The sequence below is a fragment of the Streptomyces sp. NPDC050121 genome, from assembly GCF_044460385.1.
In the GTDB taxonomy this organism is placed as follows: Bacteria; Actinomycetota; Actinomycetes; order Streptomycetales; family Streptomycetaceae; genus Streptomyces; species Streptomyces soliscabiei.
In genome coordinates this window covers 189,396-205,370 of record NZ_JBITJV010000004.1, presented here as the reverse complement: position 1 = coordinate 205,370, position 15,975 = coordinate 189,396, and the positions used below count along the sequence as shown (strand labels likewise).

Here is a 15,975-nt window from a genome sequence, read left to right as displayed (position 1 = left end):
CGCGAGGCGGCCCGCCCCCTTCGCCTGACGAAGCGTTACTGGCCGGCCGGTCGGGAAAGCGCCTCGCCGCCGCACAGGCGCAGTGCGCTTTCCAGGCACAGCGCGTCCGCCTCGGCGGTGGTGAGGCGCTCGGCGGTGACCTCTGCCGCGGCGGCGTGCTGCAGTCCGATGACGGCTGCGGCGAGCCAGGCGGCGGGCAGGGGCGCACCGAAGTCGCCCGTGTGCTGCCCTCGCCGGATGAGCCGTTCGAGCCGCGGGGGCACGACGTCGGAAAGGGCGTTGCGGTTCGGGCGCGGTGCCCCGGGTCCGGTGGGGTTGAGCAGGAGGGGGTTGCGGCGAAGGAACCGCCAGCCGGCGTCGAGGAACTGGGCCAGCGCCTCGGCGGGCGGGTCGGTGTCGAGGCCGGCGCTGTCGAGCGCGGCGATGTATTCGGCGGCCGCGGCCTCGATGAGGGCGGCGACCAGCGCGTCGCGGGAGGGGAAATGCGCGTAGACCGTCTGGCGGGTGACGCCGGCCGTGGCGGCGACGTCGTCCATGCTCGCGTCGGGCCGCTCGCCGAGCACGACCCGGGCCGCGTTGAGGATGGCGTCGATGCTGCGCCGGGCGTCGGCCCGGCGGCGGCGAGGCGGCGTGACGGTGTCGTGCGATTCGGCCATTCCCAGAAGATACGCGTACGGCCATAACCTTGACAAGCTGTAAGAGATTGGCTAACTCTTACGGCATGTCAAAGAAAAGTTCGGGTGCGGATCATCCGGCGGTCGAGGCGCGCGGTCTGGTCAAGGTCTACGGCGAGAACCGGGCGCTGGACGGGATCGACCTCACGATCGGGCGCGGTCAGGTGTTCGGGTTCCTCGGCCCCAACGGCGCGGGCAAGACCACCACGATCCGCATCCTGGCCACCCTGACCCGGCCGGACGGCGGCACCGCCCGCGTCCTCGGCCACGACGTGCTGACCGAGACGGACGCGATCCGGGCCCGGGTGGCGGTGACCGGCCAGTTCGCCTCCCTCGACGAAGATCTCACCGGACACGAGAACCTGCTGATCCTCGGCCGGCTCAACGGACTGTCCCGGGCGGCCACCAGGAAGCGCGCCGACGACCTGCTCGCCGCCTTCGACCTGACCGGCGCCGCCGACCGGCCGGTGGGCGGCTACTCCGGCGGCATGCGCCGCCGGCTCGACATCGGCGCGAGCCTGATCGTGACCCCCGACCTGCTGTTCCTCGACGAGCCGACCACCGGTCTCGACCCGCGCAGCCGCAACCAGGTGTGGGACCTGGTCCGTCGGGTCGCCGCGGCCGGCACCACGGTGCTGCTCACCACCCAGTACCTCGAGGAGGCCGACCAGCTCGCCGAGCGGATCGCGGTCATCGACAACGGCCGGATCGTGGCCGAAGGCACCAGCGCCCAGCTCAAGTCCCGGGTCGGCTCGGGCACCCTGCACGTCCGGCTCCTCGACGGCGAGCAGCGTCCGCACGCGCTGCAGATCCTGGCCGACGTCCTTCAGGGGACGGTCCAGGCCGCCGCCGACCCCCTTTCCGTGTCCGTGCTGCTCGCCGGCCGGCCCGACGAGACGGACGTGGGCCGGCTGGTCGGGCGCGCCGCGACCCGGCTCGCCGACGCCGGGGTGGGCATCGCCGACCTCTCCCTCGGCCAGCCCAGCCTGGACGAGGCCTTCCTCGCCCTGACCGGCCACGGGGCCGGTCCGGCCACCATCGACCACGAGGAACTGAACGCATGAGTACTCCTGCCGTGTCCACGCTCCCCGCCGCGCCGGAGGACCCGATCGACGCGCTCCTCGCCGAGGGACGCGTACGCGGCCGTGCCGGCGCCTTCGCCGCCTCGGCCACCTTCGGCAGGCGCGCCATGCTGAAGCTCAAGCACGACCCCAAGCAGCTTGTGGACTCGTCCGCCATCCCGATCCTGCTGACGGTGCTGTTCACCTACCTGTTCGGCGGCGCCATCAGCGGTTCGACCGGCGAATACCTCAAGGTCCTGCTGCCCGGCGTGCTCAGCATGAGCATCGCCATCGTCACCATGTACGGGGGCGGCCGTCTCGCTCAGGACGTGCGCAGCGGAGCCTTCGACCGTTTCCGCGGCCTGCCGGTCTGGCGCGGCGCCTTCGTGCTCGGCGGGCTGCTCAGCGATGTCGCCCGCTATCTGTTCGCCTCCGCCATCGTGCTCGTCCTCGGCATGATCATGGGCTACCGTCCCGACGGCGGCGTGCTGGGCGTGCTCGCCGCGGTCGCCCTGGTCGTCGCCTTCGGACTGTCGCTGTCCCTGGTGTGGGCCGCGGTCGCCCTGGCCGTCCGCGACCAGGCCGTCGTCCTCAGCATCGCCAACGCCGTGCTGATGCCCCTGTCGTTCGCCAGCAACATCTTCGTCCAGCCGAGCACCATGCCCGGCTGGCTCCAGGCCTTCGTCGACGTCAACCCGCTCAGCCATGTGTCGAGCGCGGCCCGCGCCCTGATGAACGACACCGGAGGCGCCGGCGGCGACGTCCTCTGGTCGCTCGTCGCGATCGCCGTCCTCACCCTCGTATGCGGCCCGATCACGCTCCGCCTCTACAGCAAGCAGGGCTGACCCCCCGCCGCCCCCCAAGAGGGAAACCGCCACCGGCTTTCCGGCGGCGGTCGCTCTCTTTCGTCAGGCCAGATCACCGGGAGGAGCAGGTCAGGACCCCTGACCCTCGGCCCGTATGACGGCGGCCAGCCCGGCGACCGTGGGGTGGTCGAAGAGCCTGCGCAGACCGTCGTCCTGACTCTCGCTCGTCCCGAACTCCTTGCCGATGCGTTCCAGGACGCCGATCGCGTGCAGGGAGTCCCCGCCGAGTTCGAAGAAGTTCTCCTCCGTCCCGAAGTCGTCGCGCTCCAGGACCTCTTGCCACACCCGCAGCAGCGTGCGCTCCAGCTCGTCCTGCGGAACGGACGGCCGGCCGGGAGCCTGGTGGTCCCTCGGGGCGGGCAGAGCCGACACGTCGACCTTCCCGTTCGCGCTGAGCGGCACCCTCGGGATGACGAGATAGTGGCGCGGCACCATGTATTCCGGAAGGACCTGTTCGAGCTCGGCCCGCAGCGCGTCGGCGTCGGGATGCGTCGGCCCCGTGACGGCCTCGTCTGCCGCGGGCACCAGGTAGGCGACCAGCTGGCGGCGGCCCGTCCTGGGGTTGGTGTCCACGGACACCAGTGCGTCACGGACGCCCGGATGCCGCAGCAGCGGGGCCGCGATCTCTCCGAGCTCGATGCGGTAGCCGTTGAGCTTGATCTGCGCGTCCTCGCGCCCCAGGAACTCGATGTCCCCGCCGGGGAGATAGCGGCCGAGGTCGCCGGTCCGGTACAGGCGGGCCTTGGTCCGGGGATGCACGACGAACCGCTCCGCCGTCCGCTCGGGATCGGCCCAGTAGCCACGGGCCACACCGCTTCCGCCGATGTAGATCTCACCCGTCGTCCAGACCGGGCTCGGTTCGAGCCACTGGTCGTAGACGTGCATGGTCTGGTTGGCGAGCGGCTTGCCGTAGGGGATCCGTGACCAGTGCGGGGGCACCGCGCCGATCGGGTAGTGGATCGACCAGATGGACGCCTCGGTGGCGCCGCCCAGGCTCATCACCTCGGCCTCGGGATAGAACGCGCGGATCCGGTCCGGCAGCGCCACGGGGATCCAGTCGCCGCTCATCATGACCAGCCGCAGCCCGTGTCCGGGCGGGGGAGCGGCCGGATCGTGCGCGTCGATCCACGCCTGCATCAGGGCCGGCACGGTGTTCCAGATCGTCACCCGGTGCCGGTCCACCAGTTCGCTCCAGTGCCGTGGCTCCTGAGACCTGCTCGGCTCCGGCATGACGACGGCGCCGCCCGCCGCCGGCAGACCGAAGACGTCGTACACGGAGAGGTCGAAGCTGAGGGCGGACAGGGCGAGCACCCGGTCGTCCGGGGTGACACGGTAGCGGTCGTTGAGGTCCTGGACCGTGTTGGCCGCGGCCCGATGGTCGATCATGACGCCCTTCGGCGTGCCGGTCGACCCGGAGGTGAAGATCACGTATGCCAGGTCGTCCGGGGCGGGGCCGGCCGGCGGCGGGGTGGGCGGCGCGGACCGTACCCCGGCGTCGGCGAGGGTCACCAGCCGGATGCCGTCGGGCCAGGTCAGCTCGTCCCGCAGCTGCGGTGTCGTGACCACGATCCCGACCCGGCCCTGCTGGAGGAGCTGCGTCCGCCGGGCGGCCGGCCAGCGCGGCTGGATCGGCAGATACGCGGCCCCGGACCGGGTGACGCCGAGGGCCGCCGCCACCTGCTCGTACCCCTTCTCGGTGATGACGCCGACCAGGGTGTCCCGGGTCGCGTCCATCGACTGCAGGACGTGGGCCAGCCGGTAGGCGTCGGCGACCAGCTCGCGGTAGGTGTGCTCGCCGTCGGCCGAGATCACGGCGGTCGCGTCCGGGGTCCGCTCGGCCTGTTCCTCGACCAGGCCGCAGAGCGTCCGCTCGGGGAGGGGGGCCTCGGTCGCGTTGGCCCGGCGGCGCTCGTCGGCCTGGGCGGCCGGGAGAGTGACGAGCTCCCGCTCGTCCCACGCGGCTTCGCTCTCGCCGAGGCGTTCCAGGCACGCGCGGTGGGCGAGGAACATCTCCTCGATCATGCCGGCGGGGAAGAGTTCGTCGACGAAGTCCCAGTTGACCAGCAGCTCGCCCCGGTCCTCGAGCACCTGGTAGTCCAGCCAGACCTGGGGCGTCTGGCTGACGCCGTACACGACGTCGCCGAACACCTGGGCGGTCCCGGCGAGGTCGGTCGCGGAGTCGAAGCCGATCATGCTCGTGAAGACGACCGGCATCGCGGCCCCCAGTCGACCCCCCAGGCGCCTGGCGCGCTCCCTCATGACGCGGACCCCGGAGTAGGCGGAGTGCCCGAGATCGTCCATCAGCTGGTGGTGCAGGCGTTTCGCCCGCGCCGTGAAGGAGTCCTCCGGCTCGGGCCGCGTCTCGAGGGGGATCAGCGAGGTGAAGTCGCCGATCACCTCGCCGATCCGGGGATGGAGCGGCCGGCGGTTGAACAGCGTCAGGTTGAGAGTGAACTCGGGCCGCTTCGACCAGCGCCGGAGCACATCGGCGTAGGCGGTGATGAGCACGGCGGACGGAGTGAGCCCCCGGCGGCGGGCGGTCTCCTTGACGGCGGACCACTGATCGCGGGACAGCCGGCCGTCACGCCGGGCGAACTTGGGGCGGGAGAGCTGCCCGGGCTGGACGGCCAGGGGCAGTTCGGGAGCGGGGGGCAGTCGGTCGAGCCGGTCCAGCCAGTACTTCTTGTCGGCTTCGAACAGCTGCTCGCTCTGCTGTCGCTGCTCGGCGAGAACGTAGTCCCGGAACGTGACGTCGATGGGCTCGGGCGGGGAGTCCGGCCGACTGTAGAAGCGGAACCAGTCGCGCTGGAAGATTCCGAAGCTGAACCCGTCCATGACCAGCATGTCCAGGCTGAGGTGCAGGCGCCACCGCCGGTCGTCCAGCCGGGTCGCGCGGACTTCGAACAGCGGACATCGGTCGGCGGGCAGCACCTGGTGCGCCAGCTCTTCCCGGATCCGCGCGATCCCGCTCTCCCGCGCCGCGTCGTCGAGCCCGGACAGGTCGGTGACCTGGATGTCGTACGGCGCGACCTCGGGCAGGACACGCTGACGGCCGTCGGGCTGGATGATCGCCCTGAGCATGTCGTGCCGCCGGACGACCTGGTCGAGGCTTTGGCCCAGCCTCGGCACGTCGAGATCCATGGCATCGAACTCGAGGTAGCAGTGGGTCGAGTTCCCGCCGAGCTCCACCGCCGGTGTCCGCCCCACCCAGTACGCGTGCTGGATGTCCGTCAGCGGGAACGGGTCATGCCGCTCCTCGGGGCGTGGTACCAGGCCGGCCGGCTCGTCCGTGCTCCCGGAGCGCGAGATGATCTCGATGAGCTCGTCCCGGCGGAGCTTCATCTCCTCGCGCAGTTCGGGGGTCAGGGCGTCGGGTGGGGCGCTCACATGAAGCCGGCCGTCGGCCAGCCGTAATCTGACCCCCCGGCGGTACAGCTCGGCGAAGAGATCCGTGGTCATCGTGCCTGCCTTCCTGGCGGGTTACAGGATGAGTTCTTCGAGGGGTGCGGCGGCCGCCGGCTCCTCGTCGCCGGTCAGGACGAGGCTTCGGGCGGCGAGGGACCGGCAGACCAGGTCGACGATGTCCGCCACGGTGGTGTCGCCGAGGAGGCGCTGGGGCGGGACGTCCACGAGAAGCGCCGTGCGGAACTGCTCCCTGAGCCGCATCGCGCGCAGCGAGTCCAGGCCGAGATCACCCAGCCGGGTGCCGGTGAACCGTGCGCGCAGGCTCTCCGCCTCGTCCGCGAGCCCCGGGACCAGCACGGTCATCCGGGTGAACAGGATGTCCGTGAGGGCTCGCCGTGCCTCCTGCGGCTCCTCGACGGCGAGCCGCGACAGCTCGTCGGCGTCCCACAGCTCGACGGCCTCCGGCTCGGCGACGGACGTCGCCTGCCAGGCCGGATCGGATGCGGCGTACGTGAGCCCCGCGACGGTGACGAGCGGTTCGCCGGCGTCGGAGTACAGCTCCAGGTCGATCGGGCCGCCCGGGGTACGGCGGACATGGCACCACAGCCGTCGTGGCAGCGCGCGGTGCCAGGTGAGCCGGGACAGGCCCGACGGAAGCCACAGGCCGGAGTCGACATCGACATCGGCGACGAGCGGCAGGGCGGTCAGGAAGCAGGTCTCGAGCACCACGGGGTGCACGACGTACTGGTCGCCGTCAGCGGCGACCGCGTCGGTCTCGAGGAGGGTCAGCGCTTCCTCGTCGCCCCGCCAGCAGCGGCGGGCGACCTCCCGGAAGGCCGGGCCGCAGGCGATTCCGGCGTCCGCGAGCCGCGCGAACAGTTCCTGCGGACCCTGCTCGGCCATCCGGGAGCGCAGCCGGTCGAGGTCTGCGCAGGAGGGGACCGGGACGCTCTCCTCGGTGCTCGACGCGGTGAACCGCAGGGCCCAGCCGCCGGCGTCCCCGGGACCGCCGGTCCCGGGACCGGCGCTGAATCCCCTGATCCGGCGGACCGCGCCGTGGGTTTCCGCCGCTGTCTGAAGGGCCGGCGGGAGCGTGCCGGGCAGCGTGGTGGGCTCGCCGAAGGCGAGATCCCCGATCGTCCGGGCGTCGTCGCCCTCGCGGGCTCCCCGGCGTGCGGCCGCCAGCGCCCATTCGGCGACGGCGGCGGGTGGCAGGGCCCGCGTGCCGCGCAACCGGTACTGCGCGACGTACCAGGGTTCCCGCGCCGACGGTGTCCGGGTGAACCGCCGTTCGTCCGGGTCGGCGAGGTCGATCGGACCCCCGAGCAGAGGGTGCACGGGCACCCCGACGAGCTCGTCGCCCTCGCGGCCCCGGGAGCTCGGCGCGTCGAGCCAGTACCGCTTGCGGCGGAACGGGTAGCCGGGCAGGCGGATCGCCCCGGCGTCCGTCCCGGTGAAGGCGGCCTCCCACGACATCGCCGCACCGGCCGTGTACGCCTCCGCGAGGCGGGTCAGGAGCCCTTCCGCCGTGACGACGGCTGCGGGATCCAGCTCCAGGCAGGCCGTCGCGCCCTGCGACCGCACCCGGGCGACGAGGTCCTCGCCGCCGGCCCGCAGGAAGTCACCCGCTGCCCAGTGGTCGGGGTGGTCGGGTTGGTCGAGGCGGCCGGGGTGGTCGGGTTGGCCGGGGGAGACGAACGTGATGCGCGGCTTCGCGTAACCGATCCGCTCCGCGGTGGCCCGCAGCCCGTCCTCGGCCCCGCGGTCCCCGAGGTCCCCGCGGCCCTCGGTGTCGTAGACGCGCGCGACGGCCGCCGCGAGCGCCCCGGCATCCGCAGGCGACAGGACACCGGCGGCAAGAGCGGCCGTGATCTCGCCGATCCCCGAACCGGCGACGAGATCCGGCGCCACTCCGCACGAAAGGGCCAGGCGGTACAGCGCCACCTGGACGGCGAAGACGGCGGCGTGCCGGTACGTGGCCGGCGGCCGGTCGAGATGGGACTCAAGACAGGTGCGGACGTCGTCGTACGCCTCGGCGAAGACGGGGAAGCGTTCCGCCAGCCGTCGGATCGAGTCATCGTCGGCCGTCTCGGCGCCGGTGAACACCACGGCCGTTTTCGCGGCGGTGACCGCACCGGTGAACAGGCCGGGCGCGTCCTCGCCGCGGGCGAGAGCCGCGAGCGCGGCGAGATGGTCGCCGGCGGACCCGCCCACGCTGACCGCGCGGTGTTTGAAGCCCGCCCTGGTGCGGGCGAGCGACACCCCGACGTCCGTCGCGCGGGACGGACGAGCGGCCAGGAAGCCGCCCAGCTCCGCGGCCATGGCACGCAACGCCGGCTCCGACTTCGCGGACAGCACCCAGGGCGTGGCGATGTCGTCGGCGCCGTCCGGCGCGGGGTCGGATCCGCCGTCCTGCGCGGCCGACTCCTCGAGGATCAGATGGGCGTTGGTGCCGCTGATGCCGAAGGAGGACACGCCGGCCCGCCGGGGACGACCGTCGGCGGGCCACGGAACCGTCTCGGTCGTCGGCGCGACCGTTGCGCCGGACCAGTCCACGTGCGGGGACGGCCGGTCGAAGTGGAGGGTTCGCGCGTGTGTCCCCGCACGGATGGACATAACCGTCTTGATCACGCTCGCCACCCCGGACGCCGTCTGGGTATGGCCGATGTTCGATTTGACCGAGCTCAGCCGCAGGGGCCGCTCGGCCGTCCTGCTCTCGCCATAGACGGCGATGACGGCCTCGGCCTCGATCGAGTCACCCAGCGCCGTGCCGGTACCGTGCCCTTCCACCGCGTCCACCTGGTCGGGGGTGAGCCCGGCGTCGGCCAGCGCCTGCCGGATGACCGCCTCCTGGGCCGCGCGGCTCGGCGAGGTCAGCCCGTTCGTCGCGCCGTCCTGGTTGACGGCCGACCCGCGGATCACCGCGAGCACCGAGTGGCCGTTGCGCCGAGCCGCGGACAGGCGTTCCAGCACCAGCAGCCCGGCGCCCTCGCCGAACCCCATGCCGTCCGCGGCGGCCGAGAAGGGCTTGCATCTGCCGTCCCCGGCGAGAGCGCCGCGGCGGCCGAACTCGACGATCACGTCCGGTGTGGCCATGACCGTGACGCCGCCGGCCAGCGCGAGCTCGCAGTCGCCGCGCCGTAGTCCCTGACACGCCAGATGGATGCCGACCAGCGAGGACGAGCAGGCCGTGTCGACGCTGATGGCCGGCCCGCGCAGTCCCATGACGTAGGAGACCCGGCCCGACGTCGTGCTCGGCGCTCCGCCGACGATCAGCTGCTCCTCGACGCCCGCCGGGAGCCCCGCCCGCGGCTCCCCGGCGTAGTGGGAGTAGGACACCCCGGCGTAGACACCCGTCAGGGTCCCGCGCAGACCGGCCGGATCCAGGCCGGCGTGCTCGACCGCGTGCCAGGCGGTCTCCAGGAGCAGCCGCTGCTGCGGATCCATCGCCAGCGCCTCGTCCTCGCCGATCCCGAAGAACTCGGCATCGAACCGGTCGGCTCCGGCGACGAAGCCCCCCTGGGCCGCCGTGGGCCGCGCCATCGCGTCCGTGCCGCCGGGGACGTCGACGGCGCCCCATCCGCGGTCGTCGGGGAACGGCGAGATGCCGTCGCCTTCGCCGACGACGAACCGCCAGAGATCCGCCGCGGAACGCAGATCGGGCGGGAACCGGCAGCCCATGCCGACGATCGCGATGGGCTCGGAATCCTTCAGCTCGATCTCGTGCAGTCTCCGGGCGGTGCGCTGCAGTTCGCCGGTGGCCTTCTTCAGGTACTGACGCAGCTTTTCTTCATCAGCCATTCGTCGTACGGCTCCTGTAATTGTCGGCGATTCAAATTCGCAGGCCCGGGGACGCATATTTTTCACTTCGGCATAATTCCCGGTCGACCTTACTGCGCGGGCGTGGTCCCCTGGTACCCCACCTCCACCCCTACGTGCACCCCTAAGCCCATCGGCTAAGGGTGCGATAGGGGTTGAGGTGGCCTCCCGGGTCGGGTAGACCGAAGACCGTGACGGGGTGAGCCTGCCGGGTCCTGACGGATGCGCCGGTGGTCGGTGAGCTGAACCCCCCACTCATTACCTGCCGGGGTGGCCGGACCACGGCGGGGCGATCATTCTTGTCCTTTTATGCGGTGAAGAATGCACGGGGAATGGTGTGGCGTTGATCTGCCATGGCCGGCCTCCCGCTGCTAGCGTCGAGAAAGTCCGTCGACGATCACCGTTCGATGCTGCCTCGGGAGATGGATTGTGTCGGATCCGCCTGTAGTGATGGATACGCCCTGGGAAAAGGTCGCTGATTCCATCGAATTCATTCCCGCCGAATATTCCGGCAAGACCGAGCCGGAATCGGTCGCGCAGGAGATGCTGCGTTGCGGGCCGGCGGAGATCGATCGGCTCGTCGCCGCCGGGCTGCCCTTCGAGGAGCGATCCGGCGTCCGGCACTTCGACGTGAACGATCTCTACAACCTCGGCATGTACTCGAACACCTCGAAGACGCAACCGGAGCTCGCGTTCCGCATGCTGTTCCGGTTCGCGGGCCGGCCCGTGGACGACCTGTTGCGCCCCAAGACCTGGGATTTCCAGGTCCGGCTGGAGTGCCCCGACTGTGCGGGCGAGGCTCCGTGGCGCCTGGAGGAACCGGACATCGTCCGATTCGGCGGGAGCGTCGCCGACGTGACGGCGCCGGCCCCGGGCTCGGGATCCGCGCAGTACACGGCCACGGTCACCACGACCGGTGCGCGCACCCCGGTGATCTCTCCGGTGCTGCGGCGCCTGACCGGCGAATACCTGGCCGCCGGTTACCGCTGGCAGATGATCCCGGTACCGATGCAGGCCGACTACGGCCTGGTGCACGAGCTGGGCGCGACGAGCTGCATCGCGGCCAGCCTGCTGCTGGCGGAGCGCTTCCGGGACGCCGGATACCGGGCCGAGGCGAAGCGGGGCTGGTTCTGCGGCGTACTCGGCGGCGCCCTCGACCTGCCGCACGCCTGCGTCGAGGTCGAGGACGACGACGGCAGGCTCAAGACCATCGACATCGCCAAGGCCCAGCTGGCCGCCCGCCTCTCCGCGAGCACCGCCGAGTTCCAGGAGCTGTGCCTTGGCTCGATCTACAACAAGGTCATTCCGTCCACCGCTTCCGGTAACGCCGTCCTGGGCCATCACGAGTGCGGCTCACGGACGCCGGTCCACGTGCGTGCGGATATCCGATCGGTGCGTTGAGGAGACGACTGCACATGGCTGTACGCGAAATCGAGCCGGTAGTGCTCGAACTCGACCGGTTGGAACAGCTGGCCGAGTCCGGCTATTACAACCCGTATACGATGTTCGACTGGCCCGACACAATCGAGCCCGACCTGCCGTGGATGAGCGAGAGCCTGACCACGCTGGCCGGCACGCCGATGTGGGACGAGCTGACGCGTGAACAGCAGATCGCGCTGACCAAATACGAGGCGATCAATTTCTTCAGCCTCAACATCCATGGTATCCGCGAGCTGATGAGCGACGTCGTGATGCGCATCCACGAGCGGACCTACGCGGACGTCTCGGAATTCCTGCACCACTTCATCGGTGAGGAAAACGAGCACATGTGGTTCTTCGCGCAGTTCTGCCTGCGCTACGGCGGCAAGCTGTATCCGGCGCAGCCGACGCTCAAGGCCGACTCGGTCGCCCACCTCTCCACGGTGGCCCGCGAGGTCATCGTGTTCGCGCGCATCCTGATCTTCGAGGAGATCGTCGACCACTACAACGCGCACATGGCGACCGACCCGTCGTTGCCGCACATCGCCCGCGAGATCAACCGGGTGCACCACCAGGACGAGAGCCGGCACGTCGCGTTCGGCCGGATGGTCTTCACCAACCTGCTCGGTCAGGTGGCCAGGCGTGACCCGGACGAGGTGCCGGTGGTCGCCGAGTATCTCGAGAACTACCTGCAGTACAGCATCGGCACCCTCTACAACCCGGCCGCCTACCGCGACGCCGGCATCCCGGACGCGCTGGCGCTGCGGCGGCGCGCGCTGGAACACCCCGCTCGGGCGGAGGCGCACGACCGGATACTCAAGCGGACGCGGAAGTTCCTGTCCAAGGCAGGCGCAGGCAGGGAACTGATCAAGTGATGACCGAGCCCATGCAGGCGGTTCGGGAGTTCATCCTGGGCCGCAATCCCAAGATCGACCGGCTGGACGGCGACCTCGACCTGATCGACAGCCGGGCCATCAACTCGCTGGCCTTCGTCGAATTCATTTTCCTGCTCGAGGAGTTGACCGGCGAGCCGATCGACCCCGAAGACCTGGATCTGGACGACTTCCGCACGCTCCACGCGATCGAAGCGCGATTCTTCAAGCAGAAGGCGGCGTGATGACCACAGCAACCGACAACGGCCTGGGAGTTCTCGACGGTGGCCAACTGCGTCTGCTGCGGGCGCTCGACGCGGTGTTCCAGCGTCTGGCCGAAGGATGGCAGGCCCCGGAGTTCCGGTTCCCGTTCCTGATCCGGTGTGAGGATCTGGACAGGTTCGACTACTTCGACAACTTCCCGCAACTGGGCCTGGCCGCGACGAGGCTCGACCCGCCACGCCTCGGCAAGCTGCTCACCGAGGCGGAGCGGCCGATCGACCGCGTGCCGCCCGAGATCATGGAGACGACCGCCTTCGCACTGCCGTCGGCCGCCTGTTACGCGATCTACGTCAACCTGGCAGGCCGGACGCTGCCCGACGCCGGGCTGCTGCGGACCACGGTCGCCACCTGCTTCCGCAACGAGGACCACTACGACGGCCTCCAGCGGCTGCTGGGCTTCTCCATGCGGGAGATCGTCTTCATCGGCCCGGAGGACGGCGCCAAGCGGCATCTGCTGAACGCCAAGGACGCCGTGCTGAGGCTCTGCGCCGGACTCGGGCTGGACGTCCAGGTCGAGGTCGCGACCGATCCCTTCTTCGACAAGAACAGCAGCAAGGCCAAGATGCAGCGGCTGTTCCCGGTGAAGGAGGAGTTCGTCGTCGACGGCCTGGCGATCGGCTCGGTCAACTACCACCGGAACTTCTTCGGCGAGCGATGCGCCATCCAGGCCGGCGACGACACGGCGCACACCAGCTGCCTCGCCTTCGGCCTGGAGCGATGGGTGCACACCCTGACCCGGCACTTCGGCGACACGGCCGCCGCGCTGTCCGCAGTGGAGAGTCTGGGCTGATGCGCGCCACGTTGGCGGAGGCGCTCGGGATCAGGGTGAGCCTGCTCCAGTCGGGAATGGGCGGCGTCGCGGGCCCGGACCTGGCGTGCGCGGTGTCGGAGGCGGGCGCGGCGGGCTGCCTCGGCGGCTACAAGCTGGTCGGCGAGGCGCTGTCGGCAGCGCTGAAACGGCTGGTCGCGGGCACCGGCCGCGCTGTCGGCGTGAACCTCATCCCGGAGGTCGTCGGACCGGAGGAGCTCGACCGCCAGGTCACGCAGGTGCTCGACGAGACGCCCCGGCAGGTGTACCTGTCGCTGTTCGGCATGCCGGACGATGCCGTGTGCGAGCGGATCACCGGTGCGGGGCGGCAGCTCGTCGTCCAGATCGGGACCGTACGGGACGGCGTGCACGCGGCCGAACAGGGCGCGATCGTGGTGGTGCAGGGCACCGAGGCGGGCGGTCATCTCCTCGGCACGTCGCACCGCGACGAACTGGTCGCGGAGCTGCGCGCCCTGCTGCCCGACGCCTGCCTCGTCGCGGCCGGCGGCATCGGCTCACCGGCCGAGGCGTCCCGGGCGGTCGCCGCCGGAGCCGACGGCGTGCTGCTCGGCACCGCCTTCGTGGTCGCCCGCGAGTCGATGGCCCACCCCTACTTCAAGACCGCGGTCTGCGCCTCCGACGAGGCCGACACGGTGATCACCGACGTGTACGAGATCGGCTGGTCCGGCCGACGGCACCGCGTCCTCGCGACGGCCGTCACCCGCGACTGTGACCAGCCGAAGAAATTCATCGGTCGCACCGTGGTCGAGGGGAAGCAATACGTGGTGCCGCGCTTCAGCGCCGCGGTGCCCACCGTCACCACCAGCGGCCGCATCGAAGAGATGGCGATGTACTGCGGACTGTCCTGCGGCGCCATTTCCGGCGAACGCCCGGCGGCCGACATCGTCGCCGAATTTGCCCGCATTCTGCCGGGTTCCGGCACTGTGGGAACAGAGAATGTGGAGGAATCGCATGGCACGCTATGAAGAACTGTCCCGGCTGGATATGACCTACCACGACACTCCGCGAATTCGCACCAGGGAGGGCGTCGAGCTCTACTACGAGTCCCGTGGTGAAGGCACTGCCCTCACGCTGCTCAACACCTTCTTCCTGCCCGTCCCGGCGTGGCGGGTGTACACGGAGGAACTCGAACAGCATTACCGCGTGCTGAGTTTCGACCTGTGCAATCACGGCCACTCCTCGAAGGTCGCGGAGGAGCCCACCTGGGACGAGCACACGGTCGACCTGATCGCCCTGCTCGACGCCCTGGAGATCGAGTCGACGTATCTGGTCGGCCTGTCGACCTCCACCGTGTTCGCCAGGGAAGTGGCGCTGCGGTACCCCGATCGCGTCAAGGGTCTGGTGCTGACGGGCCCGGCCTTCGGCCCGCGCGGCATGCGGCGGCAGCGGCAGATCCAGCGGGCGTGGCTGCGGACGCTGGAGAGCCACGGCCTTGAGGGCCTGTACGAGCATCTGTACCCCGAGGTGTTCAGCGCGGAAATGAACGAGGCGATCGGTGCGCCCGGCTTCCTGGGCTTCCGGGAGAGCTTCAGCGCGCTCGCCACCGTCGAGGAGATGACCAATGGTCTGAAGCGCGCCATGCAGGACAAGAGCAGCCCCGAGATGCTGGCCCGGATCGAGGCGCCGACGCTGGTCGTCGTCGGCGACGACGACTTCCTGCTCAGCCCGACCGGCGCCAGGGAACTGGCCGGCCTCTTCCCGGACGGCAGCTGCGAGATCATTCCGAAGGCCGGGCACATCCCCTTCATCGACGATTCCGAGGGCTTCCAGTCGATCGTCCGAAAGTTCGTCGAAGAAGTGGAATCACGTGCCTGATGAAGCATTCGAGGTGCGGCGGAGCATCCGTGAACTGCTGCGGGAGCAGCAGGGCGGCGACCGGTTCGTGAGCACGGTCTCGGACACCGAGTCGCTCCGCCAGGCGGGGATGTCCTCGAACGCCCTGGTCGCTCTGCTGGTGGCGATGGAGGACGCGTTCGACTTCGAATGGGACGACGACGTCCAGCCGGAGGCGCTGCGCTCGATCGAGTCGCTGGCCGACCACGTCGTGGCACTGCGCGGTTGACGGCTCGACGTGGTTGTCGAGCCGGTGGTTCCCGCCCGCGCCGCCGCGGGAATGCGGACCGAATGGCGTCCGGTGCGCCGGCCGTACGGGCCGCATCAGCAGTTCACGGCCGGCCGCCGGGCGGCCGCGGCGGCGCTGGCCGCGGCCGGCGCCGCCGACCGGACCGTGCCCCGTGACCGAGACGGACGGCCGCTCTTCCCGCCGGGATTCGCCGGATCGATCTCCCACACCGACCGTCTGGCGGTCGCGGTGGTGATTCCCGGTGCCGCGGCGGTCGGCGTGGACGTCGAAAGCGCGGTCATCGGTCCGCGCGTTGCCGCATTCGTCCTGAGCGGACGGGAGCGAAATACGCTGCTCCCGCCCGCCGGGGAATTCACCCCACGGGAACTCTTCTCGGCCAAGGAGGCTGCTTTCAAGGCGCTGTACGGCATCGGTGCAACGGAACACCTCCTGTTCTGGAAGATCGAACTCGATCGGTCCGACGATGCATTGATCGCGTCCTATCGCGGTGTGACGGTACCGGTGTGGATCCGTTCCGAGGAAGACCTTTCGTTCGCCGTTGCGATCCAGCGGTGAATGAAGCGGTGGATGGAGTGGCGAATGAAGCGGTGAGTGAATCAGTTCGCCACCGCACGTGAAATTCTCACTGTTCACTGCAATTGACCACCATGCGTTTTGTTTCAGGA

13 protein-coding genes are annotated in these 15,975 nt (G+C 70.3%); 10 read left to right on the top strand and 3 right to left on the bottom strand.

Features of this window, described 5'->3' with window-relative positions:
- Positions 1-35: 35 nt before the first annotated feature.
- Positions 36-656 carry a TetR/AcrR family transcriptional regulator gene (locus ACIBTS_RS08120; RefSeq protein WP_399317493.1) on the bottom strand — a complete coding sequence of 207 codons (621 nt, stop codon included), beginning with the start codon at positions 654-656 and terminating at the stop codon, positions 36-38.
- 65 nt (positions 657-721) lie between these two features.
- Between ACIBTS_RS08120 and ACIBTS_RS08115 the strand changes: the two genes are divergently transcribed.
- Together ACIBTS_RS08115 and ACIBTS_RS08110 are read left to right on the top strand one after the other, a co-directional pair.
- Positions 722-1,738, top strand: a complete 1,017-nt coding sequence (locus ACIBTS_RS08115) for an ATP-binding cassette domain-containing protein (RefSeq protein ID WP_399317491.1) — start codon at positions 722-724, stop codon at positions 1,736-1,738.
- A complete protein-coding gene (locus ACIBTS_RS08110) occupies positions 1,735-2,580 on the top strand; it encodes an ABC transporter permease (RefSeq protein ID WP_319670009.1) in 846 nt (281 codons plus the stop codon). Before ACIBTS_RS08115 ends, ACIBTS_RS08110 begins: the two co-directional genes overlap by 4 nt.
- Positions 2,581-2,670: 90 nt before the next feature.
- On the opposite strand, the gene ACIBTS_RS08105 is transcribed toward ACIBTS_RS08110, so the two are convergent.
- Together ACIBTS_RS08105 and ACIBTS_RS08100 are read right to left on the bottom strand one after the other, a co-directional pair.
- A complete protein-coding gene (locus tag ACIBTS_RS08105) occupies positions 2,671-6,060 on the bottom strand; it encodes an amino acid adenylation domain-containing protein (RefSeq protein ID WP_399317489.1) in 3,390 nt (1,129 codons plus the stop codon).
- A 21-nt stretch (positions 6,061-6,081) separates the two neighbouring features.
- Positions 6,082-9,807: a type I polyketide synthase gene (locus tag ACIBTS_RS08100; RefSeq protein ID WP_399317487.1), complete on the bottom strand. Its 3,726-nt coding sequence runs from the start codon at positions 9,805-9,807 to the stop codon at positions 6,082-6,084.
- 468 nt (positions 9,808-10,275) lie between these two features.
- Here ACIBTS_RS08100 and ACIBTS_RS08095 point away from each other — a divergent pair, with 468 nt between their 5' ends.
- Genes ACIBTS_RS08095 through ACIBTS_RS08060 form a run of 8 tightly spaced genes read left to right on the top strand, consistent with a single transcriptional unit; the run spans position 10,276 to position 15,865 of the window.
- Positions 10,276-11,226, top strand: coding sequence for a hypothetical protein (locus ACIBTS_RS08095; RefSeq protein WP_399317485.1), 951 nt, complete (start codon positions 10,276-10,278; stop codon positions 11,224-11,226).
- A 14-nt stretch (positions 11,227-11,240) separates the two neighbouring features.
- Complete coding sequence (locus ACIBTS_RS08090) at positions 11,241-12,119, top strand: diiron oxygenase (RefSeq protein ID WP_399317483.1); 879 nt, start codon at positions 11,241-11,243, stop codon at positions 12,117-12,119.
- The gene (locus tag ACIBTS_RS08085; RefSeq protein WP_079658724.1) at positions 12,119-12,361 is read left to right on the top strand and encodes an acetyl xylan esterase; all 243 of its coding nucleotides are present in this window, start codon (positions 12,119-12,121) and stop codon (positions 12,359-12,361) included. The genes ACIBTS_RS08090 and ACIBTS_RS08085 overlap by 1 nt, the downstream gene beginning before the upstream one ends.
- Positions 12,361-13,188, top strand: a complete 828-nt coding sequence (locus ACIBTS_RS08080; protein ID WP_399317481.1) for a hypothetical protein — start codon at positions 12,361-12,363, stop codon at positions 13,186-13,188. Before ACIBTS_RS08085 ends, ACIBTS_RS08080 begins: the two co-directional genes overlap by 1 nt.
- The gene (locus ACIBTS_RS08075) at positions 13,188-14,192 is read left to right on the top strand and encodes an NAD(P)H-dependent flavin oxidoreductase (protein ID WP_399317479.1); all 1,005 of its coding nucleotides are present in this window, start codon (positions 13,188-13,190) and stop codon (positions 14,190-14,192) included. The genes ACIBTS_RS08080 and ACIBTS_RS08075 overlap by 1 nt, the downstream gene beginning before the upstream one ends.
- The gene (locus tag ACIBTS_RS08070) at positions 14,179-15,042 is read left to right on the top strand and encodes an alpha/beta fold hydrolase (protein WP_399317478.1); all 864 of its coding nucleotides are present in this window, start codon (positions 14,179-14,181) and stop codon (positions 15,040-15,042) included. Before ACIBTS_RS08075 ends, ACIBTS_RS08070 begins: the two co-directional genes overlap by 14 nt.
- The gene (locus ACIBTS_RS08065) at positions 15,035-15,289 is read left to right on the top strand and encodes a phosphopantetheine-binding protein (protein ID WP_143688157.1); all 255 of its coding nucleotides are present in this window, start codon (positions 15,035-15,037) and stop codon (positions 15,287-15,289) included. The genes ACIBTS_RS08070 and ACIBTS_RS08065 overlap by 8 nt, the downstream gene beginning before the upstream one ends.
- Before the next feature lie 9 nt (positions 15,290-15,298).
- Positions 15,299-15,865 (top strand): 4'-phosphopantetheinyl transferase superfamily protein, encoded by a 567-nt coding sequence (locus tag ACIBTS_RS08060; protein ID WP_399317476.1) that lies wholly within the window; start codon positions 15,299-15,301, stop codon positions 15,863-15,865.
- Positions 15,866-15,975 lie beyond the last annotated feature (110 nt).